This window comes from Hydrotalea sp. GW822-HT8A01, assembly GCF_058798575.1.
Genome location: NZ_CM179506.1, coordinates 3431911 through 3452278, shown reverse-complemented (window position 1 = coordinate 3452278; position 20368 = coordinate 3431911). Strand labels below are relative to the sequence as shown.

The window sequence follows — 20368 nt, the reverse complement described above, 5'->3', positions numbered from 1 at the left end:
GGATTGATGAGATTATATATGAACAATGAATCATTCAGTCAAACAAAGACATCATCAAAATTTCCCCCCATTTTTTTGGTGGGAATGATGGGCAGCGGTAAAAGTTACTGGTGTAAAGCTATTGCCCGGCAACTGAATTTTGGAGGCGTAGATTTAGATGCACAAATTGAAAAAGTATACCAACAGTCTATTGCTGCCATCTTCAATGAAAAGGGAGAAACATTTTTCCGGGAAAAAGAAGCAGCCGAACTGAGAACTTTTAGCAATAAAAATAGCGTTGTAGTGGCCACGGGTGGAGGTACTCCCTGTTTTCATGATAATATGTTATGGATGAACCAACACGGGATTACTATTTGGATTGATGAACCGGTGCATACTTTGGCTGAAAGACTGCTCAAAGAAAAATCGCATCGCCCATTGGTGGCCAATTTTGAAAATACAGCAGCACTCACGCATTTTTTATCGGAAAAATTAGCAGAAAGAAGCCGTTTTTATGGTAAAGCCGATATTCACTTAAAAGGCGAACAACTTCAAATAGAAACAATGATTACAGCTATACAATCTTTTGAAAATAAACAATTCAACATCAACCAATCGTGAATATGCTTAGAGGATTTTTAAAAACCGGAGCCTGGCTGGGTTTAATTACCGTAATATTAGGTGCTTTTGGCGCACATACGCTTAAACAATGGGTAGATGCAGACACCCTCAATGTATATGAAACAGGCATTCATTATCAAATGTTTCACGCATTGGCGTTGTTATTTGCAGGGATATTATACGAATCGTTTCCGGGAAAATGGATGCGTATAGCAGGCCGATTTTTTGCTGTGGGTATTTTGTTCTTTTGTGGCTCATTGTATGCCATCACCATCATGAAAGCCATGCATCATACCAGTGGATTAATTTGGGTGGGACCTATTACACCTATAGGAGGGGTGTTTTTTATAGCAGGATGGTTTTGCATGGTAGTCGCCCTTAATCGGAAAAGCTAATACAGATTGTAATCATTCCCACTATATCACTGAAAAGATAGGCTTTTTAGTAATCTGAATAAAAGATGCGCTGCCAATAAATAATCCACATACTTTTCTAATATGGCAATTTCGCAAGTAGTTCGCTTATATTTGTTAGTATGGCAAACCGCTTAAAAAAAAATGTGCCGCCGCCACCAGATCCTGAAAAATTACAACCGGATAAAGAGGTAGATATTTCCGTATCTGAAGTGGTGAAGGATGAGCGCACTACAAAAATTGCTGGTGCGGTAGCCCTTTTATTTGCTTTTTTTCTTTTTATTGCTTTTACTTCTTATTTATTTACCTGGCAGGATGATCAGGATAAAGTGCAGCAATTCGGCATAAAAATATTTTCGTTAGAAGATGTGAAAATTAACAATCTACTTGGTGTTTCCGGCGCTTATATGGCACATTTTTTTATGTACAAGGGTTTTGGTATTGCAGCATATTTGTTGTGTACTTTTTTCTTTGTAATTGGGGTAAATGGATTGTTTAGCAAAAAGGTATTTTCCATTCAGCGAAATTTGCGTTATGTTTTAGTGGGATTATTGATTATTAGTGTAGCCGCAGCTTTTATTACACCCAACAGTCAGTTTTCATGGGGTGGTGCAGTGGGCAATATGCTGGATAGCTGGTTCATTAAATGGATGGGTAAACTGGGTACCGCAGCATTTTTACTGATAGCTGTTTTTGCTTATGTAATATGGCGGTTCAATCCTGTTTTTAAACTCCCTAAATGGCCTCAGCGCATCAGTAAAAATAACCGGAATGTTTCACAGCCAATCACTTCAAATGAAGCCACAACACTTTCTGCTGATGAAATACCCGTTTACCAACAATGGGATGCTGAGAATAAACAAATTGAAGAAGTGCCGTTGGAGGTATATCCTGCAACAGATGAAGCTTGGGTTACAGCCAACAAACTGAAAAACGGAGGAAAAAATGTAACCGTTATTATGCCTGATGAATCAGCAATGATGGATGCCTCTAATCCTTTAATCCGTTTTGAATTGCAGGAAAAACAGCAGGGCATAGCTTTGGAAAAAACAGAATTAATTGCAGATGAGTCTGTTGATGTCATGCATAAGCATACGGAGTTAGACACAGCAACAGAACCTGAAGCAGTCATTCAAAATAATACTATTCATGAACATGCATCAGTTAGCATGCAGCCGAAATTGATGATAGATGATTCGGTTGATATGCAATTAGAAATAAAACCTGCCTCCGAAGAGGTTGCCTTTGTTGCTGCAAAAAAAGCATTGCCGGTATTAGATGAGCCTTATGATGCTACACTTGAACTGCGTAATTATAAATTTCCAACCCTTGATTTGCTTGATTTACATGGCAGTGAAAAAATTGTACATGACCCCAATGAATTAGAAGCAAATAAAAATCAAATTATTGCAACACTTAAAAACTATGATATTGCAATACAACGCATAGCCGCTACCGTTGGTCCAACAGTAACGTTATATGAAATTGTTCCTGCCCCTGGAGTTCGTATTAGCCGTATTAAAAATCTGGAAGATGATATTGCACTAAGTCTTGCTGCTTTAGGCATTCGAATTATTGCACCTATACCCGGCAAAGGTACCATTGGTATTGAAGTACCCAATATCAGGAAAACGGTGGTAAGTATGCGAACGCTGATATCGAGCGATAAATTTCAAAAAAATAATTTTTCATTACCTATTGCCATTGGTAAAAAAATTGACAATGAAAATTTTATTGTTGATTTGGCTTCCATGCCTCACTTACTCATGGCAGGTGCTACCGGTCAGGGTAAATCGGTGGGTTTGAATGCCATTTTGGTTTCATTGCTCTACAAAAAGCATCCATCGCAATTAAAATTTATTCTGGTTGATCCTAAGAAAGTAGAATTGAGCTTGTACCGGGTTATTGAAAAACATTTTCTGGCCAAGTTACCAGGAGAAGAAGAAGCTATTATTACCGATACAAAAAAGGTGGTAAACACATTAAATGCTTTGTGTATTGAAATGGATAACCGTTACGATTTGCTGAAAGAAGCAGGTGTTAGAAATATTAAAGAGTACAACCAAAAATTCACAGAAAGAAAATTAAATCCGCAAAAAGGACACCAATACCTTCCATTCATTGTATTGGTAGTAGATGAATTTGCAGATTTAATTATGACTGCCGGTAAAGAAGTTGAAATGCCCATTGCCCGGTTAGCGCAATTGGCCAGGGCAATTGGTATACACTTAATTATTGCTACACAAAGACCATCGGTAAATATTATTACAGGAACCATCAAGGCCAATTTTCCTGCCCGAATTGCTTTTAAAGTGTCTTCTAAAATAGATAGCAGAACCATTCTAGATGCAGGAGGGGCAGAGCAGTTAATTGGGAAAGGCGATATGCTGATTAATTACAATGGGGAAATTGTTCGATTACAGTGTGCTTTTGTTGATACACCTGAAGTAGATAAGGTATGTAATTTTATTGGGGAACAAAGAGGATATCCTGAAGCATTTTTATTGCCGGAATATGTAGATGAAAAAGATATGGAAGGCAGAGAAATGGATGTTACAGATCGTGATCCACTGTTTGAAGATGCAGCGCGTTTAATTGTGCAAAATCAGGTAGGTAGCACTTCGCTCATTCAGCGAAGAATGAAATTGGGTTATAATCGGGCCGGCAGGTTAATGGATCAGTTAGAAGCCGCCGGCATTGTTGGGCCTAATTTGGGCAGTAAAGCAAGAGAAGTACGTTTTAAAACAGAATCGGAACTGGAAGAATACCTGCATTCTATTCCTTAGCAAATGCTGATTTGAAACATTCCATAGATGATTTGTTAGCTGAAACGCATTCATTAACCTCCATTTTTTTTAACAACCGCTAAACAAACCACCTGAATACAGGTCTAAAATTTTTAAAGCCCTATCTTTGCGCCCAATATTTAAAAAATCAAAAAAGTTTGATCTAATCAGTGCTGTTTTGATTCATTTTTCAAATTAAATTTAAACAATGAAGTATTTGTTTTTTGTTGCAGGATTATTGATTGGAACGTCAATACAGGTAAAAGCACAAAATGATCCTGCAGCTAAAAAGGTTTTAAATGAGGTAGGAGAAAAAGTAAAATCAGCCAAAGGAATTACTGCAAAGTTTATGCTGGAATCCATTACCAGTAAAGGAAAGCCCAATGGTATTAAAGCAGGAACGCTTTCTATGAAAGGTGATAAATATTTACTGAAACAGGGTAAAACTGTTATTATTTGTGATGGCACCAATGTTTACAATTATGATGGCAATAAAACCATTACAAAATCTTCAGTAGAAGAAAGTGCAGCAACATTGAGCCCACAAAAATTACTATCCGGTTCTTATGATAAAGATTTTAATTACAAACTCATTTCTTCCAACGGCAGTAGTTATCAAATAGAAATGTTTCCAAAAGATGACAGGCGTAGTTTCCAAAAAGTTGATTTGTTTATCAATAAATTAAAACACTTAGTAACAAAAGCGGTAATTTTAGATAAAAGCAACAATAAAACTGTGGTGTTAATCAGTAACATGAATACGGCAGCGAAGTTGCCGGATGGCATGTTTAATTTTAACCGCGCCAACTATCCTGCCGATGCAGAATTATTAGATTAAAAATGAATGAAATAAATCATAAGCCACTCTAAAAGGTGGCTTTTTTTATGTGGGTTACTTAACTTTATTACATGCGAAACATAATTTTCAGCTTTGCTTTACTACTCCTGCTTATACCGGTAGTACAGGCACAATTTAACGTTAAGTTAATGGTTACAAAAGTGGCTACTCGGCAAGATGAGCCCATTTATGTAAGTGGTAATTTTAACAACTGGAATCCGAAAGATGAGCAATATCGGTTAAAGCCATTTGGTGGAAGCAGGGTGGGGATTGTAATTAAAAATATGACACCGGGTAATTATGCTTTTAAGTTTACCAGAGGCAGTTTTGATAAAGTGGAATGTTTGGCAGATGGGCGTGATATGAATGACAGGGTTTTACAGGTAGATTCGGATATTGATTCTTCTTTTACCATTGCTGGTTGGAAAGATGATTACCCTGAAAAACCCAAACCCTATACCGCCAGTCCGCAAGTTTCAATTATTGATACTGCTTTTTATATTCCACAATTACATAGCACCCGGCGAATTTGGCTGTACCTCCCCAGAAATTACTACCAGTCAACCCAAACATATCCCGTTTTATATATGCAGGACGGACAAAACTTATTCAATGACCAAACTGCATTTGCAGGCGAATGGGGCATTGATGAATGTTTGGATACACTAGCGCAAAAATTAGGTAAATATTGTATAGTAGTTGGCATTGATAATGGTGGGGACAAGCGTTTGAGCGAATACAGCCCTTATACCATTCCTGCAGGAAAAGTGGGCAAAGATTCCGTAAAAGGAGAAGGATTTTATTATATAAATTTTATTGTTAATGCATTAAAGCCTTTTATTGATAGCAAATACAGAACCAAAAAAGGGCCACATTATACTTATATTGCCGGAAGCAGTATGGGAGCTATCATTAGTTACTATGCATTCATGAAATACCCCAATATATTTGGCGCTGCCGGCATCTTTTCACCGGCATTTTGGCTTTATTCGCCACAACAATTAAAACCCGCTGTGCATGCTGATTTTAAACCGGTTTATTATTTTTATGCAGGTGGGAAAGAGAGTGCCACCATGTTGTCTGATATGGATGAGGTGATCAAAAATTTAGATGCTTACCCCAGCCATACTATTCGTCGCTCTGTGTATCCGCCGGGTACACATCAGGAAAAATACTGGAGAGAGGAGTTCCCTGCATTTTATCGTTGGCTGATGCAACTGTATTAAACCAAAAAAGTTACACCTTCTAATGCCAAATCAGTATTGGCGAAAGCAGCCTGTGTTTCTTTTAAAAACAGATCTAATGTTTCATACTTACTGCTAAAATGGCCAATAATTAATTTGTTTGCACCGGCTTTTGTGGCAAATGTACCAGCCTGTATAGAAGTAGAGTGAAATCGTAACGCAGCTTTATCTTCACAGTTTTGTAAATAAGTGGTTTCATGATATAGTAATGATGCATGGCTGCATACACTTATGTTTTTCTCGGCATAGCGGGTATCTGCACAATACACATATGATTTGGATGCTTTATTTGGAATCGTTAATACATTATTTTGAATGGTATTGCCTGCTTTGTTTGTATAATCTTCACCTTTTTGTAAGGCTTCGTAAAATGAAGCCGGTATTGCATATTGCAGTACCGCTTCTTTATTAATTTTACGAGGCATTCGTTTTTCTTTTATAATAAAACCCCAGCATGGTACCCGGTGTTCAGTAGTAAAAATTTGAACACAAAATTTTTTTTCATCAATTAATAAATCATCATACGTTTCTAAGGCATGAAAATGCAATGTATACGGTAAATCGGTATTTCCTGCCTTCAATTGTAATTGAATAATTGTTTCTAATGCAGCAGGTGCATACACGTGCAAATCTTGCTCCCTTCCTAACAAACCCATGCTGGTAATTAATCCCGGCAATCCAAAATAATGATCGCCATGTAAATGCGAGATTAAGATATGATTGATTTTGCTTCGTTTGATTTTGTATTTCGACAATTGTGTTTGTGTGCCTTCTCCACAATCAATTAATATAAGCTGATCGTTCAGGGTAACTACCTGTGCAGTAGGGTGACGGTCATAAGCCGGCAGCGCTGAGTTATTCCCTAAAATAGTTACACCAAACATATTGTGAATTTTTTTTGCAGTGTATGGGAGGCAATTTAATACCGGAATAGCTGCAAGAAATTGTTAAAAATTATATTGAATGCTGCTCTTTTTCCTTCAATATAATAAAAAAATGAATGTAAAACTAAAAAACAGTTTATGACATATCATCCGTATCAAAAGAAAAATCGTTTGAATCTAAAAGCTCCCGTTCAATCTCTTCCATTTGAACAATATCCCATGCCTCGCATTCTGTAGGCGTAAAATTCAACATTTCAATCAAATCGTTCTGTTCAAAAACAGCCTCAATATTTTTATTCATTTCACAAACCAGAAAAGAAGCACTTTTATCGTAAAAACTTTGTTGCAAATCAATAATCTTTTGCGCTATATTGCCGTCAATATCTTGAACATTGCTTAATTTTAAAATTAGATTTTTGATAGGCGCCTGAAGAAATTGTTGACATGCAGCAGCCAATTCATCAGCCATATTGTCATAAATATTAGGTACTTCAGGGGTTAAAACGGTAAATTTTTCCTTGGTATCAATTTTGACTTTCATAAAAAGAATTTCTAAACATTTTGTGAATAAGTTGAAAGCAACTTTGATCAAAAATATTCGTTATAATTGTATAAATCCAAAAAGATTATGGATAATAATTTTTCAGCCCAGGTAAAAGAAATCATTTCATTCAGTCGCGAAGAAGCTTTGCGGTTGGGGAATGATTTTATTGGCACAGAACACTTGTTGCTAGGCTTAATTAGAGATGGTGAAAATCTTGCTATAAAAGTGTTGAAGCAATTGAATGTTGACCTGTATGAATTACGGAAGGAAATTGAACTGGCCGTAAAAGATAAAACAGGAAAAAATATTGCCAACATCAATAGTTTGCCTTTAACCAAACAAGCCGAAAAGGTAATAAGGGTAACCGTATTGGAAGCCAAAGCATTAAAAAGTCCGTTGGTAGAAACAGAGCACTTACTGTTAAGCATTCTGAAGAATAAAGAAAATATCGCTACGCAAATTTTAAATCAGTTTGATGTGGACTATGATATTTTCAGAAATGAACTGGGAATGGTAGGTACCAATTCAGCACCTCCGCCCAAAAATGAATTCTCTGATGAGGGTGAAGATGATTTTGATGATGAAAAACAAAAAGCCTATCAGCAACGTTCAGCCAAACAAGGCAATGTAAAAAGTAAAACCCCGGTATTAGATAATTTTGGCCGCGATATTACTAAATTGGCGGAAACCAATTCTTTAGATCCAATTGTAGGCCGTGAGGCTGAAATTGAAAGGGTTTCGCAAATTCTTTCTCGCAGAAAGAAAAATAATCCCATCTTAATTGGCGAACCGGGTGTAGGTAAAACAGCCATTGTAGAAGGTTTAGCATTGCGTATTGTACAACGCAAAGTGAGTAGGGTTTTGTTTGATAAAAGAGTTGTATCGCTCGATTTGGCTGCACTGGTAGCAGGTACCAAATACAGAGGTCAGTTTGAAGAGCGCATGAAAGCTATTATGAATGAATTAGAGAAAAACAGAGACGTTATTTTGTTTATCGATGAAATTCATACCATTGTTGGTGCAGGTGGCGCCAGTGGTTCATTAGATGCCTCTAATATTTTTAAACCCGCCCTTGCTCGTGGTGAATTGCAATGCATTGGTGCTTCTACTTTAGACGAATACAGGCAGTATATTGAAAAAGATGGGGCATTAGATCGCCGATTCCAAAAAGTTTTGGTTGAGCCACCAAGTGTTCCTGAAACCATTATGATTTTGAACAACATTAAAAGCAAGTATGAAGATTTTCATAATGTAGTATACGATGAAGAGGCTATTGATTCTTGTGTAAAATTGAGCGATAGGTATATGACCGATCGGTTATTACCCGATAAAGCGATTGATGTATTAGATGAAGTAGGCGCAAGGGTACACTTGAAAAACATCAATGTTCCAGAAGAAATTGTTGAATTAGAGAAACAAATAGAAGAAGTTAAAAACGAAAAAAATCGGGTAGTAAAAAGTCAGCGCTTTGAAGAAGCGGCTGCTTTACGCGATAAAGAAAAACGTTTGGGTGAAGAATTAGAAAAGGCTAAACTTATTTGGGAAGAAGAAAGTAAAAATAAGCGGTACCCTATTGGCGAAGAAGATATTGCCGAAGTAGTAAGTATGATGACCGGTATACCCGTAAAAAGAATGGTTCAAGCTGAAACTGATAAACTTCGCCGAATGGCTGACGATATGAAAGGAATGGTGGTAGGACAAGAAGAAGCTATTAGTAAAGTTGTAAAAGCCATTCAAAGAAATAGAGTGGGGTTAAAAGATCCTAAGAAACCTATTGGTACGTTTATATTTTTAGGCCCTACCGGCGTTGGTAAAACAGAATTGGCCCGTTCATTAGCACGTTATATGTTCGATTCGGAAGATGCGTTGATACGCATTGATATGAGTGAATATATGGAGAAATTTACGGTAAGCCGTTTAATTGGTGCACCTCCGGGTTATGTTGGTTATGAAGAAGGCGGCCAATTAACAGAAAAAGTACGTCGTAAACCATATAGCGTTATTTTGTTAGATGAAATTGAAAAAGCACATCCAGATATTTATAATATTTTATTGCAAGTGTTGGATGACGGCCAACTGACAGATGGGTTAGGAAGGAAAATTGATTTTAAAAACACTTTGATTATCATGACCTCCAACATTGGCGTTCGACAGTTAAAAGATTTTGGTAGTGGTGTTGGTTTTGCTACAGCAGCCAGAATTCAGAATGAAGAAGAAAATAATAAAGCAGTGATTGAAAAGGCCTTGAAAAGAACCTTTTCACCTGAGTTCTTAAACAGGATTGATGATGTGGTAATCTTTAATGCTCTTACCAAAGAAAACATCTTCAGCATTATTGATATTTTGATGAAGGGTGTGATGAAGCGCCTTGTGAATCTGGGCTTCACGCTTGAATTAACGGATGAAGCGAAAGACTTTATTGCCGAAAAAGGTTATGATGTGCAATACGGCGCAAGACCTTTACATCGTGCCATTCAAAAATATCTGGAAGATCCATTGGCAGAGGAAATATTAAATATGCATGTAAAAAGTGGCGATGTATTAATTGCTTCGCTCGATAAAGAAAACGGGAAAATTATATTTCAGTTAAAAAGAGCTCCGGAAGAAGAGAATGCGAAAGCATAACTGAAATATTTCATTGTTGATGCGTGAATGAGTATGAGGATGTATTAAAAGCAAAAAGAAGGGGCAGAGATTTGCATAAACGAAAATTTTCTCCAATGCTCTGCCCTCTCTTACCGAGTAAAAAGAGGCTGCATAGCACTTTTGATACAGCCTCTTTTTATTGCAGAAATGCATCCATTGCTACGGTTGGTTTCCCTGCATTATCAAAAGCACCCAAATTATAACCCTGCCAGTTATTGTAGCATTCGGGTTCCCAGTAAAATACACCTATACCTTGTTGATTGGGAATAGAACGAACTTTCTGAATAAGGTCAGTTAAAAACTGACGACAAATAGTAGGTTGGTTTACCGGCATTCCTGCTTCACATATCATAACCGATGAGTGATATCTGGCAATCATATCATTCATATTGGCAATGCATTGAGTGTTATAAGTTGGCCAATTGGTACTATCCGGATATAATGACATACCTATAATATCCCATTGTGCACCATTTGCGTGCAAACCATCAAACAGCCAGCGGAATAAACTGTTATTGTATCCATTTGATACATGTACAATGACTTTAATGTTTGTATTAAAGCTTTTTACCGCAGTATATCCCGATTGAATAAGTGCTGCAAACTGATTCATATGGGTAGATGCCCGGCCGTCTTCCCACAACATTCCATTGTCTACCTCATTTCCTATTTGTACCCAGGTGGGGGTAATGTTTTGTTGTTGCAAAGCTTGTAATACTTGGGTAGTATAAGTACCTAATGTTGTTACCAGTGAGGGAAACGATAAGTTTAACCAGGCGGCAGGTTTGGGTTGTTTACCCGGATCAGCCCAACTGTCACTGTAGTGAAAGTCGAGCATAATTTTCATGCCTGCCTGTTGGGCTCTTTTTGCTTTTACAATTAAATCGTTGGTATTACACCATCCGTTTGTGGGGTTTACCCAAACCCTTAGTCGAATGGCATTAATTTTTTTTTGTTTTAATATAGAAAATAAATCAGCTTTAGTACCGGTTGAATCGTAAAATGAAATGCCGGCTGCTTCCATTTCTGTAACCCAGCTAACATCGGCACCCTTAAAAAAAAGTGTAGTATCATTACGACTGTAGGTTACTGCTGGCTGACTTTTTGAGCAACCCATATTGAAACAACAAATGGTGACTGCAATGAGTAAGAAAATTTTTTTCATAATGTTTTTATTTACTTCCCCATCTAAATGTTTCAATATTCAAACCGGCAATATCCAAAATTCTGTCAACCACAGAAGCGGCAACAGCTTCTATGGTAGTGGGTTGATGATAAAAGGATGGGGTTGCTGGTAAAATAATTCCGCCTGCAAGGGTAATTGTTTCCATGTTTCTAATGTGAATTAAGTTATAGGGTGTATCTCGAATCATTAAAATTAATTTTCTTCTTTCCTTCAATATCACATCAGCTGAACGGGTGAGTAAATCATCGCTGACACCTGCTGCAATTCTGCCCATGGTGCCCATACTGCAAGGGGCAACAATCATGGTATTAAATTTAGCTGAACCCGATGCAAACGGAGCATTGAAATCATTTTTATCATAATATCTGAAAGGATATTGGAGATAATCAGAATTGCCTAATTCAGTAGCCCATACAATTTTGGCATTATTACTCATTACAATACCCACTTCAGCAATTTGATTTTTGAGTGCAACTAATTTATCCAATAATAATTTTGCATAAATAGATCCGCTTGCTCCTGTTATCGCTACAATGATTTTATGTTGCATATTTTTATTTGCTTACATAACAAAAATAAACCTTAATAGTTATCATGAACTGCAATCAATTGTTACTCATTGTAATAAATTCACTTCATTTTCATAACCCTCATCAATCAATAAATTCTCAGCATCTGCAGCAGCAGTTGCCAATGCATCACAACGGTTGTTCCATTGATTATCGGCATGCCCTTTTACCCATTTGAATTTTATTTCAAAATTTTTAGCTATTTGATGGTATTTTAACCAAAGGTCTTTATTCTTTTTACCACCTTTAAAATTGGTTTTAATCCAGTTATCAAGCCATTTTTTCTCAACACTGTTTACAACATACTGACTATCTGTGTAAATAGTAACAGGTATGTTTTTTTTGGTGAGCGACTGTAATGCAACAATTACTGCCATTAATTCCATTCTGTTATTCGTGGTAAGCCGATATCCGGCTGATAATTCTTTTTTAACTTCTCCCCAAAGCATTACTATACCGTAGCCTCCGGGTCCGGGATTGCCTTTGGAAGCGCCATCTGTATAAATTTTAAGTGTTGTTTGAGCGGCTTGCATGCTGTAAACATACAGATAATCAAAGAATCAATATAAAGCCATTACGAAAAAATATTTTATTCCGATAAATAATATTCACCTTTCATATATAAAATAGCATTACCTGCAATGGTAACGCGGTCGTTTAACATCTCACACCATAAATTACCACCACGCTTAGATATTTGTTTGGCAAGCATTTGATTTTTGCCTAGCACCCGATGCCAGTAGGGTATCAATGTTGCATGTGCTGAACCCGTAACAGGGTCCTCCCCAATAACAGAATTGGGTACAAAAAATCTTGATACAAAATCAGATGCATTGCCAGGAGCAGAAACAATTATACCCAGTGTTTCAACAGTATTGAGTTGGTTAAAATCCGGCACTAATGCTTGAACAGTAGCCTCATCAGGATAAATGAGTAAATAATCTCTCGACTTCCAAACTGATAAAGGTACTATATTGAATCCCTTTAGTAAACCAGGTGGCACCTGTTCTTTTTTTACTGGCATTCTGGAAGGGAAATTCATTATGAAACGATCGCCTTGTTTTTTTACAATTAAAGTACCGCTTTTACTTTCAAATTGAATTGTATCGGTTGCAGTTTTTAAAATATTGAAAATTACAAATGCAGTGGCTAATGTAGGATGACCGGCTAAATCAATTTCTATTTCAGGCGTAAACCATCTGATTTCAAATAAATTACCTTTTTGCACAAAGAATGCTGTTTCGGATAAATTATTTTCCATGGCCAATTGTTGCATAGTAGTTGTTGGAAGCCATGATTGTAAAGGGCAAACTGCAGCAGGATTGCCACCAAATAACACATCTGTAAACGCATCAACCTGATAAATTGGATAAGCTTTCATTCAATATTTTTTATGATTATACCTGAAAAACACCTGTTTTGAAATCGGGAATATCAGCATTGTGATTGGCTGCTTCTATTCCTGCTGCAATATAATACCTTGTAGCAAGAGGATCAATAATTTCGTCAACCCATAACCGTGCAGCCGCATAAAAAGGAGTAGTTTGCTGATTGTATTTTTCTTTTAAATCATTCAATAGTTTATTTTCATCATCCTCAGTAATTGTTTTGCCTTGTGCTTTTAGGGTTGCCACCTGAATTTGGAGCATGGTTTTAGCAGCCTGTTCACCACCCATTACGGCAATTTTAGCACTAGGCCATGCATAAATAAATCGTGGATCATAGGCTTTTCCGCACATGGCATAATTACCAGCCCCATAGCTATTACCAATAATAATGGTAATTTTTGGTACTACAGAATTGGCAACCGCATTCACTAATTTTGCACCATCTTTAATGATACCACTATGTTCACTTCTGCTGCCAACCATAAAACCCGTAACATCTTGTAAAAAAACAATTGGTATTTTTTTTTGGTTACAATTCATAATGAAACGAGCAGCTTTATCGGCGCTATCATTATAAATTACACCACCCATTTGTAATTCTCCTTTTTTGTTTTTTGTAATTAAGCGTTGGTTGGCAACAATACCTACACTCCAGCCTTCAATTCTTGCATATCCGCAAATAATTGTTTTTCCATAATCGTTTTTAAAAGGTTCAAAAGAACTGCCGGTGCCCGAAGCATTTGCATCCACAATTCTTTCAATGATTTCATGCATATCATAAGGCTTGGCATTTTCAACCGGCATGATACCGTATATTTTTTCTGCATTTTTAAATGGGGGTATCGCTGTAATTTTATTGAAGCCCGCCATGGGAAAATGACCCATTTGCTGTATCATTCTTTTAATATGGTCTAAACATTCTTGTTCAGTATTAAACCGATAATCTGCTATTCCGCTAATTTCGGTATGCGTAATGGCACCGCCTAAAGTTTCATTGTCAATTACTTCTCCAATAGCTGCTTTTACCAAGTAAGAGCCTGCTAGAAAAATAGAGCCATTCCCTTCAACCATCAATGTTTCATCGCTCATAATAGGCAAATAAGCACCACCTGCAACACAGGCACCCAGTACTGCTGCAATTTGTGTGATACCCATGGCGCTCATTTTGGCATTGTTTCTGAAAATACGGCCAAAATGATCTTTATCTGGAAAAATTTCATCTTGTAAAGGCAGGTAAACGCCGGCACTATCCACCAAATAAATAATGGGTAATTTATTTTCCATTGCAATTTCCTGTAACCGTAAATTCTTTTTCCCGGTTATTGGAAACCAGGCGCCGGCTTTTACAGTTTGATCGTTTGCAATGATAACGCATTGACGGCCACTAATTGTTCCAATACCACCCACTGTGCCACCGGCAGGACAGCCACCCTCCTCATGATACATATCCCATCCGGCAAATGTTCCCAATTCTAAAAATTGCCTGCCCTTATCAATTAAATAATCAATACGTTCTCTGGGCGTAAGTTTATTTTTTTGATGTTGTTTTTCTATGGCTTTTTTTCCACCCCCCAGCCATATTTTTTCTTTTTGCTTTTTAACTGCGCTATTTGCTAATTTCATCCAATCTTCATTTCTGTTAAATTCAATATCTGTCATACGAACAATTGTTAGTATGACAAAAATAGGGAATTGTTGTGGGAAGGAAACGTAGTATAGTTTTATTGCTCAATTTTAAAATTTAGTTTTGGATATATCGTATCCTGATTACAAATTGTGAACCAATGAAATAAGGCCTGATTATCTGATTGTTTTCTCAATGATGTGGCGTATAAGGCATACATACAACTAACGAAACCACCGGCAACCTTTGTGCTCAAAACTTTTGCATCTAAATTTCTTTTTAGCAATTACTATTCGTTTTGTTTTGTTGCATAATAAAATGAATAAAATTAATTATTTGATTCAATTTTAAGTTGAAGTGGAAATTGTCATTTTTTAGAAGCAACCAATTTTATTTTTGAAGCGGTGTCAGAATGTTCCGCCTGAAACAATTGAATGATTGGTTCATTATTTTCAATAGATTGGCACAAATAATAAAAAGTATGTTCATTTTGAAAAATTAGTAAACCGGCTTTTTCATTTTTGGTAGTAAAAGATAAAGGTGTACTGGCATACTCTTTTAAGTGTGATTGTCGCCAGCCTAAAAATGAGGGATTTGTTAAATCACTGCAGGTAACAGGCTGTAGCTGAATGGTTAGCCCACTTTTATTTAAGTTCCACCATTTTTTTAATGGGGTTGTTAAAAATTGCCAACTTAAGTTTAATTGTTGGTTCCTAAAAGAATCGATGCATGTTAAACTTAAATAATTATATGTGTGGCACTTTCTTGTAAAGTATTTGTTTTGGGATTATGGTATTGAATCACTTCATTACCTTGTGTTATAACAGGCCATCCATTTATCCATTTTTCCGGTGCCATAAAAGTTTCTCTTCCTGTATTATAATAGTCGGCTTCATAAGGTAAAAACAGCAAACCAGTCTCCATTTTTTGATTGAGTAAAATCAGCATGCCCGGTAGTTGTGATGGGGAAAGGTCGGTTGGGATTTAATTGACGTTGTGTTAAGATGGGATTATTATGATAAGAATCATAATATACCTCAATTTTTTTGCTCCTGAAGACTACTTCAGAATGATTATAGGCTGTACCACCTTCTGATGCAATTAAAAATAATATTCATCTTTTTTAAACAAATGTGGACATTCAATCCAAACAGGTTTTTTCGATAAATCTGTACCACCATTTACAATAATTTTTTCCTCACCTATTACTTTTAAATGCTTAATATCAAATTCAACCATTCTAATTGTACGATGGCCATCACATAATGGCTTGTTATTGGGTGCTACACTGTTGTATAATAAATAGGTTTTGTTTGTAGTTGTGTCAAAAAATAGAGAAGGATCAATGCCATTTATTTCCTGTATTGCAACAGGATTGCTCCAGGGACCAGCCGGATTTTTCGCTGTAATAATAAAGTTACCCAGTTTATCAATAAGGGTACAAACAATATAAAATGTACCATTATGATAACTAATATCAGGAGCAAATAAACCCCTTAAACCCCTTCGTCATCTAATAAATTTAGTTGTTCTGGTCTGTTTAATGCAAAGCCAATTTGTTCCCAATGCAATAAATCGATACTATGAAAAATAGGTAACCTGGGAAAACAGGCAAAAGTAGAATTGGTGAGATAATAATCATTTTTTACTTTACAAATGCTGGGGTCAGGATAAAATTCGGCTAATATTGGATTTTGGTATTCTATGGTTGTTTGGTTAAAACCTGTTTCCCATAAATATAATCCTACAAGAAGTAGTAGCAGTTTTTTCATGTTTTCAGAAATTATTGTTTGAAGTTCACCACATCCCAATATGCTTTTTTGGGTTGATAGTTGGCATTGAATAATAAAGGATAATTCTTTCTTCCGGGAATTGGGTAGTGGTCTAACCAAGTGTATTTATCTGTCAAATTCCAAAACGTAATACCGGTTATGCTTTTTTTATTTTGCCGAAATAAATTAAAAGCCATTTTATATTGTTGTGCCTGTTTGTTCTCTAATGCAGCAGTGTATGTATCGATATCTGTATTGGTTTTTGTTCTGATATTTTTTTCCCAGTGGTAAATTGAAATATCCAGTTCTGTAATTTGCACCTGAAGCCCTAATGCTGTAAAACATTGAATGGTTGTTTGCAATGCAGTTTGCGTGGGTTCATAGATACTCCAATGTCCTTGCAGACCCACTGCCATTACCGGTACATGCAGGGCTTTGAGTTGTTTTAATAATTGAAACACTCTGGCTCTTTTTTCAGGTCGTTCTGTATTGTAATCATTATAAAATAAAATGGCATTGGGATCAGCTTCATGTGCATATTCAAATGCTTTTATAATATAATCCATACCACATATTTGGTACCATAATGAATTACGTAGTAAATGGGTACTGTTATCATCAATGGCTTCATTTACAACATCCCATGCATAAACCTTTCCTTTGTACCTTTTTACTACGGCAAAAATGTGGTCTTTTAATCTTTTTAAGAGTTCGGTTTTTGATACCAGATTTCCTTCATTATCCGTAAATATCCAATCAGGTGTTTGTTCATGCCAACACAAATTATGGCCTCTTACTTTTAAGTGGTGGCGTTGTGCAAAATCTACTATGGCATCTGCTTCTTTAAAATTATATTCATTTTCTTTAGGGTGGATGGACCCCATTTTCATGGCATTTTCCGGTGTTACACTATTGAATTGCGTTAAAATAAATGTTGTATCGCTACTCATGATGTTTTTGGCACTTACTGCCACCCCTATAGGAAAATAGTTTTTGTAATAGTCTTTTAAACCCAATTTGTTTTGTGCATCTGCATGCCATAAAATTCGGACTATAAAAGTAGTGAGAAGGAAAAGTTTTCTTTTCATGGTAAAGTTTTAATAAATAAAAATGTAGATGATTGTTTATTTTTTGTTTTGTTTTTCTTTGATGTAAGCAGCAACTGTTTTTAGCGGTGCAACCCAAATGCTATTTTCATGGGCTTTTAAATATTGTAATAATACATGATGCGCATCCAGCCTAACATTTAAACTATGCCCGCCACCAACCCCATGAAATAAAAATACCAATAAGGAATGGGTTTGTTCAGCCTGTTTAACCAACTCAATCATTGCTGCACCAGATTGCCCATTCATGATGTAGCAGCCTATGTTGTATATATTAATTTCGTTTATTTTTTGCATCATGGGTGTTACACCTCTGGCAGCAATAAAATTTTTATATAAGGGTGCTAAATAATCCGTATCATGTATTTTAGTATCACCACATGGGTAGGCAAAGGTTCGGGTTGTTGCACCATCTATAGCTTGTAAGAAATTATTCATGGCTATAATTTCATTATCCATTCTTCTTACAGTGTAGTTGGCTAAATCATAATCAGATTGTACAAAATTTCTTCCCGATAATCTGCTATCGCAAGGATGCCAGATGGTGTGGTTGCCAAGTTCGTGCCCCTCAGCTGCTACTTTTTTCCATTGCAGAAGCTGAGCATTCAAACCGTTGAAATAATCTGATATATAAAAAGTAGCTTTTAAATTCACTGAATCTAAAGCTGGAATTACATGACTAAGATCTATATTTAAACCATCATCATAAGTAAGTACAACTGCACATTTTTTTTGATTCCATGTAGTATCTGTTTGTGCAAAAAGGGCAGATAACGGAAATAAAAGTGCAATAAATGAATAATATAAATTCATTGTTTTCATTATTTATTATCTGTATCTGTTCTAAAGGGGGCAGCCGGTAATCCGTTCGCGTTATATAGGTTGGCGTCACGCGGATTATCTGCCCATGCATATCGAACATATACAGGGTGTTGAATATTTTTATTCCAAACCACAACTGTATTGTTTTCAATTTTTGCATTTGCCCAAACAAATTTTTTATCTGCTCCGGCAATTGCGAATTGGTTTAAAGACTCACCATCAATGGATATTAAACCATTCCCTACGTGATTAAAGCGGATGATGATGGAATCACTTTCTATTTTTGAAGATTGATATATTGGGCCGGAATAAACAATATTGTTTTCCTGATAAGCAATTTTTTCGGCAGCTAATGCTGAACGGATGCCCACTTCTTTTTTGTTGGAAGGATGAATGTCATTCCATTCTCCTAAATCAATTGTAACAGCCATTCCTGTATTTGGAACTGCTAATGTTTTTAATTGCGCTTCACGCAAAATAGCCCAATCACTTTCTGTAGGTTCATAATGAACTGCTCCATAATTGGGAAGTTGAATATAAATAAAGGGCAAATTCCCCTGCCTCCATTTATTACGCCAGTCTTGAATAAGTGCAGAGAATAGTCGAATATATAGTGCTGCATTTGAGATGTTGCTCTCACCCTGATACCACAATATTCCTTTGATAGTGTAATTTGTAATGGATGCAATCATTCCATTGTATAAAGCGGCAGGTTGATTTTGGATTGAAAAGTCATTGGAAAATATTTGATTACGAGGCAATGCTATGCCAACTTTAAATTGCCAGTCACCTTTTAAACCGATAGTATCATTTGCAGCGGCAATATAATATGGTTTATCCGGCACAAAACCACCTTTTCCATTTGTATTCGTAATTCTAATTACAATGGTATTATTACCTGGTTTTAAAATACCTGTAGGCAAATGATAGTAACGTTGTGGATATTGGTAAGCAGTTTTACCAACTAATATGCCATTGATGTATACTTCATCCGCATCTACTATTCTGCCTAATGCTAATTCAGCAGCAATGCCAGTGAAAGTATTGGGTATGTGTATGTTTTTTCTATACCATACCACACCATTTACATTACGGATACTTTGATCGTTCCAATATCCGGGCACATTCATGTTGTGCCATTCTTTAGGAATATAATTGGTATCATACCATTTTGGGCTTTCTGTTATTCCTCTATCATCTTCCAAAATGGTTTGTAAAGTTTTATTTGTTGCCAAAATTTTATTTATTTTTTTCTGTATATATTCGTTATTTCTGTTTTTTTGTATTAAATTTTGAATATCAGAAAAAGGTTTTAATCCTGCTTCACTGATCCAGGCTTCAATAGAAGTGCCGCCAACACTAGCATTAATAATGCCGATAGGAATATGATATTTTTCAAATAATTTTCTTGCAAAAAAATAGGCAACTGCTGAAAATTGCAGCAAATTTTGTCCGGTAGCAGAGTTCCATCTGCCTGAAGTAAAATTAGTATCAGGCTTTAATAAATTGGCAGTGGCAGGCACTATGAATTGCCTGATTTGTGGGAAATTGTCCTGCTTTATTTCATTGGCGTAAGTATAAAGATGTATGCCCAATTGATGTACCATATTTGACTGTCCGGCACATACCCAAACATCACCAATGAATATATCTTTCAATACAATGCGATTGCTACCTATTATATTCATGGAATAAGGGCCACCGGCCTGCATAGCCGGTAATGTAATTTCCCAATGCCCGTTCTTTCCGGTAATGGTGTTAAAATCTTTTGAAATAAATTGAATATGAACTGCTTCACCCGGCAATGCCCATCCCCATATTTTAGCAGGTACATTTCTTTGCAATATCATACTGTCACCAACCAATTTGGGTAATGTTACATTCCCTAATGCCGGTTGATGCATACACAGTATGAAGTATGAAAAAATGGGAATGAGGTATTTCAT

General features: G+C 36.2%; 18 protein-coding genes and 2 pseudogenes. 6 read left to right on the top strand and 14 right to left on the bottom strand.

Annotated features, from left to right (window positions below; translation table 11 throughout):
* Nucleotides 1-6: 6 nt before the first annotated feature.
* The 5 genes from AC3QLY_RS15315 (at nt 7) to AC3QLY_RS15295 (ending at nt 5863) form a co-directional block, all read left to right on the top strand.
* Nucleotides 7-600 (top strand): shikimate kinase, encoded by a 594-nt coding sequence (locus AC3QLY_RS15315; RefSeq protein ID WP_081298623.1) that lies wholly within the window; start codon nt 7-9, stop codon nt 598-600.
* A gap of 2 nt (nt 601-602) precedes the next feature.
* Nucleotides 603-995 (top strand): DUF423 domain-containing protein, encoded by a 393-nt coding sequence (locus tag AC3QLY_RS15310; protein WP_074419032.1) that lies wholly within the window; start codon nt 603-605, stop codon nt 993-995.
* Nucleotides 996-1135: 140 nt separating this feature from the next.
* Nucleotides 1136-3799 carry an FtsK/SpoIIIE family DNA translocase gene (locus AC3QLY_RS15305; protein ID WP_492990004.1) on the top strand — a complete coding sequence of 888 codons (2664 nt, stop codon included), beginning with the start codon at nt 1136-1138 and terminating at the stop codon, nt 3797-3799.
* 208 nt (nt 3800-4007) lie between these two features.
* Nucleotides 4008-4637 carry an outer membrane lipoprotein periplasmic chaperone LolA1 gene (gene lolA1 / locus AC3QLY_RS15300; protein ID WP_074417555.1) on the top strand — a complete coding sequence of 210 codons (630 nt, stop codon included), beginning with the start codon at nt 4008-4010 and terminating at the stop codon, nt 4635-4637.
* Between the two features lie 71 nt (nt 4638-4708).
* Nucleotides 4709-5863 (top strand): alpha/beta hydrolase, encoded by a 1155-nt coding sequence (locus tag AC3QLY_RS15295; RefSeq protein WP_074419029.1) that lies wholly within the window; start codon nt 4709-4711, stop codon nt 5861-5863.
* Here AC3QLY_RS15295 and AC3QLY_RS15290 read toward each other — a convergent pair.
* Nucleotides 5860-6765, bottom strand: a complete 906-nt coding sequence (locus AC3QLY_RS15290; RefSeq protein ID WP_492990001.1) for a ribonuclease Z — start codon at nt 6763-6765, stop codon at nt 5860-5862. The genes AC3QLY_RS15295 and AC3QLY_RS15290 overlap by 4 nt on opposite strands.
* A gap of 136 nt (nt 6766-6901) precedes the next feature.
* A complete protein-coding gene (locus AC3QLY_RS15285) occupies nt 6902-7306 on the bottom strand; it encodes an STAS domain-containing protein (protein ID WP_074419027.1) in 405 nt (134 codons plus the stop codon).
* An 87-nt stretch (nt 7307-7393) separates the two neighbouring features.
* On the opposite strand from AC3QLY_RS15285, the gene AC3QLY_RS15280 reads away from it, so the two are divergent.
* A complete protein-coding gene (locus AC3QLY_RS15280; RefSeq protein ID WP_074417551.1) occupies nt 7394-9934 on the top strand; it encodes an ATP-dependent Clp protease ATP-binding subunit in 2541 nt (846 codons plus the stop codon).
* 157 nt (nt 9935-10091) lie between these two features.
* Here AC3QLY_RS15280 and AC3QLY_RS15275 read toward each other — a convergent pair whose 3' ends face one another.
* From AC3QLY_RS15275 to AC3QLY_RS15220, 12 genes and pseudogenes are all read right to left on the bottom strand, one after another.
* Nucleotides 10092-11120 (bottom strand): glycoside hydrolase family 53 protein, encoded by a 1029-nt coding sequence (locus AC3QLY_RS15275; RefSeq protein WP_074419049.1) that lies wholly within the window; start codon nt 11118-11120, stop codon nt 10092-10094.
* 7 nt (nt 11121-11127) lie between these two features.
* Complete coding sequence (locus AC3QLY_RS15270) at nt 11128-11691, bottom strand: UbiX family flavin prenyltransferase (protein WP_074417550.1); 564 nt, start codon at nt 11689-11691, stop codon at nt 11128-11130.
* A gap of 66 nt (nt 11692-11757) precedes the next feature.
* Nucleotides 11758-12243 (bottom strand): ribonuclease HI, encoded by a 486-nt coding sequence (gene rnhA / locus AC3QLY_RS15265; protein ID WP_074419025.1) that lies wholly within the window; start codon nt 12241-12243, stop codon nt 11758-11760.
* Nucleotides 12244-12299: 56 nt separating this feature from the next.
* Entirely contained in the window at nt 12300-13091 is a 792-nt protein-coding gene (locus AC3QLY_RS15260) for a PhzF family phenazine biosynthesis protein (protein WP_074419024.1), read from the bottom strand.
* A 16-nt stretch (nt 13092-13107) separates the two neighbouring features.
* Complete coding sequence (locus AC3QLY_RS15255; RefSeq protein ID WP_074420399.1) at nt 13108-14757, bottom strand: acyl-CoA carboxylase subunit beta; 1650 nt, start codon at nt 14755-14757, stop codon at nt 13108-13110.
* Between the two features lie 62 nt (nt 14758-14819).
* A pseudogene (locus tag AC3QLY_RS15250) lies at nt 14820-15449 on the bottom strand (beta-xylosidase family glycoside hydrolase).
* A gap of 11 nt (nt 15450-15460) precedes the next feature.
* Nucleotides 15461-15670, bottom strand: coding sequence for a hypothetical protein (locus AC3QLY_RS15245; protein WP_218330632.1), 210 nt, complete (start codon nt 15668-15670; stop codon nt 15461-15463).
* Nucleotides 15615-16156: pseudogene (locus tag AC3QLY_RS15240) on the bottom strand (family 43 glycosylhydrolase). The gene AC3QLY_RS15245 and the pseudogene AC3QLY_RS15240 overlap by 56 nt, the downstream one beginning before the upstream one ends.
* Before the next feature lie 62 nt (nt 16157-16218).
* Nucleotides 16219-16494 carry a family 43 glycosylhydrolase gene (locus AC3QLY_RS15235; RefSeq protein ID WP_218331790.1) on the bottom strand — a complete coding sequence of 92 codons (276 nt, stop codon included), beginning with the start codon at nt 16492-16494 and terminating at the stop codon, nt 16219-16221.
* A gap of 11 nt (nt 16495-16505) precedes the next feature.
* Nucleotides 16506-17582 carry an endo-1,4-beta-xylanase gene (locus AC3QLY_RS15230; protein ID WP_074419022.1) on the bottom strand — a complete coding sequence of 359 codons (1077 nt, stop codon included), beginning with the start codon at nt 17580-17582 and terminating at the stop codon, nt 16506-16508.
* A gap of 36 nt (nt 17583-17618) precedes the next feature.
* Nucleotides 17619-18413 (bottom strand): polysaccharide deacetylase family protein, encoded by a 795-nt coding sequence (locus AC3QLY_RS15225; protein WP_492989996.1) that lies wholly within the window; start codon nt 18411-18413, stop codon nt 17619-17621.
* Nucleotides 18414-18421: 8 nt separating this feature from the next.
* The gene (locus AC3QLY_RS15220; RefSeq protein WP_492989994.1) at nt 18422-20368 is read right to left on the bottom strand and encodes a sialate O-acetylesterase; all 1947 of its coding nucleotides are present in this window, start codon (nt 20366-20368) and stop codon (nt 18422-18424) included.

Excerpts from the sequence above, each read along its gene's own strand:
- AC3QLY_RS15315 (WP_081298623.1), top strand. The coding sequence starts at position 7 with ATGAGATTATATATGAACAATGAATCATTCAGTCAAACAAAGACATCA.
- AC3QLY_RS15310 (WP_074419032.1), top strand. The coding sequence starts at position 603 with ATGCTTAGAGGATTTTTAAAAACCGGAGCCTGGCTGGGTTTAATTACC.
- AC3QLY_RS15305 (WP_492990004.1), top strand. The coding sequence starts at position 1,136 with ATGGCAAACCGCTTAAAAAAAAATGTGCCGCCGCCACCAGATCCTGAA.
- lolA1 (WP_074417555.1), top strand. The coding sequence starts at position 4,008 with ATGAAGTATTTGTTTTTTGTTGCAGGATTATTGATTGGAACGTCAATA.
- AC3QLY_RS15295 (WP_074419029.1), top strand. The coding sequence starts at position 4,709 with ATGCGAAACATAATTTTCAGCTTTGCTTTACTACTCCTGCTTATACCG.
- AC3QLY_RS15290 (WP_492990001.1), bottom strand. The coding sequence starts at position 6,765 with ATGTTTGGTGTAACTATTTTAGGGAATAACTCAGCGCTGCCGGCTTAT.
- AC3QLY_RS15285 (WP_074419027.1), bottom strand. The coding sequence starts at position 7,306 with ATGAAAGTCAAAATTGATACCAAGGAAAAATTTACCGTTTTAACCCCT.
- AC3QLY_RS15280 (WP_074417551.1), top strand. The coding sequence starts at position 7,394 with ATGGATAATAATTTTTCAGCCCAGGTAAAAGAAATCATTTCATTCAGT.
- AC3QLY_RS15275 (WP_074419049.1), bottom strand. The coding sequence starts at position 11,120 with ATGAAAAAAATTTTCTTACTCATTGCAGTCACCATTTGTTGTTTCAAT.
- AC3QLY_RS15270 (WP_074417550.1), bottom strand. The coding sequence starts at position 11,691 with ATGCAACATAAAATCATTGTAGCGATAACAGGAGCAAGCGGATCTATT.
- rnhA (WP_074419025.1), bottom strand. The coding sequence starts at position 12,243 with ATGCAAGCCGCTCAAACAACACTTAAAATTTATACAGATGGCGCTTCC.
- AC3QLY_RS15260 (WP_074419024.1), bottom strand. The coding sequence starts at position 13,091 with ATGAAAGCTTATCCAATTTATCAGGTTGATGCGTTTACAGATGTGTTA.
- AC3QLY_RS15255 (WP_074420399.1), bottom strand. The coding sequence starts at position 14,757 with ATGACAGATATTGAATTTAACAGAAATGAAGATTGGATGAAATTAGCA.
- AC3QLY_RS15245 (WP_218330632.1), bottom strand. The coding sequence starts at position 15,670 with ATGCTGATTTTACTCAATCAAAAAATGGAGACTGGTTTGCTGTTTTTA.
- AC3QLY_RS15235 (WP_218331790.1), bottom strand. The coding sequence starts at position 16,494 with ATGAAAAAACTGCTACTACTTCTTGTAGGATTATATTTATGGGAAACA.
- AC3QLY_RS15230 (WP_074419022.1), bottom strand. The coding sequence starts at position 17,582 with ATGAAAAGAAAACTTTTCCTTCTCACTACTTTTATAGTCCGAATTTTA.
- AC3QLY_RS15225 (WP_492989996.1), bottom strand. The coding sequence starts at position 18,413 with ATGAATTTATATTATTCATTTATTGCACTTTTATTTCCGTTATCTGCC.
- AC3QLY_RS15220 (WP_492989994.1), bottom strand. The coding sequence starts at position 20,368 with ATGAAATACCTCATTCCCATTTTTTCATACTTCATACTGTGTATGCAT.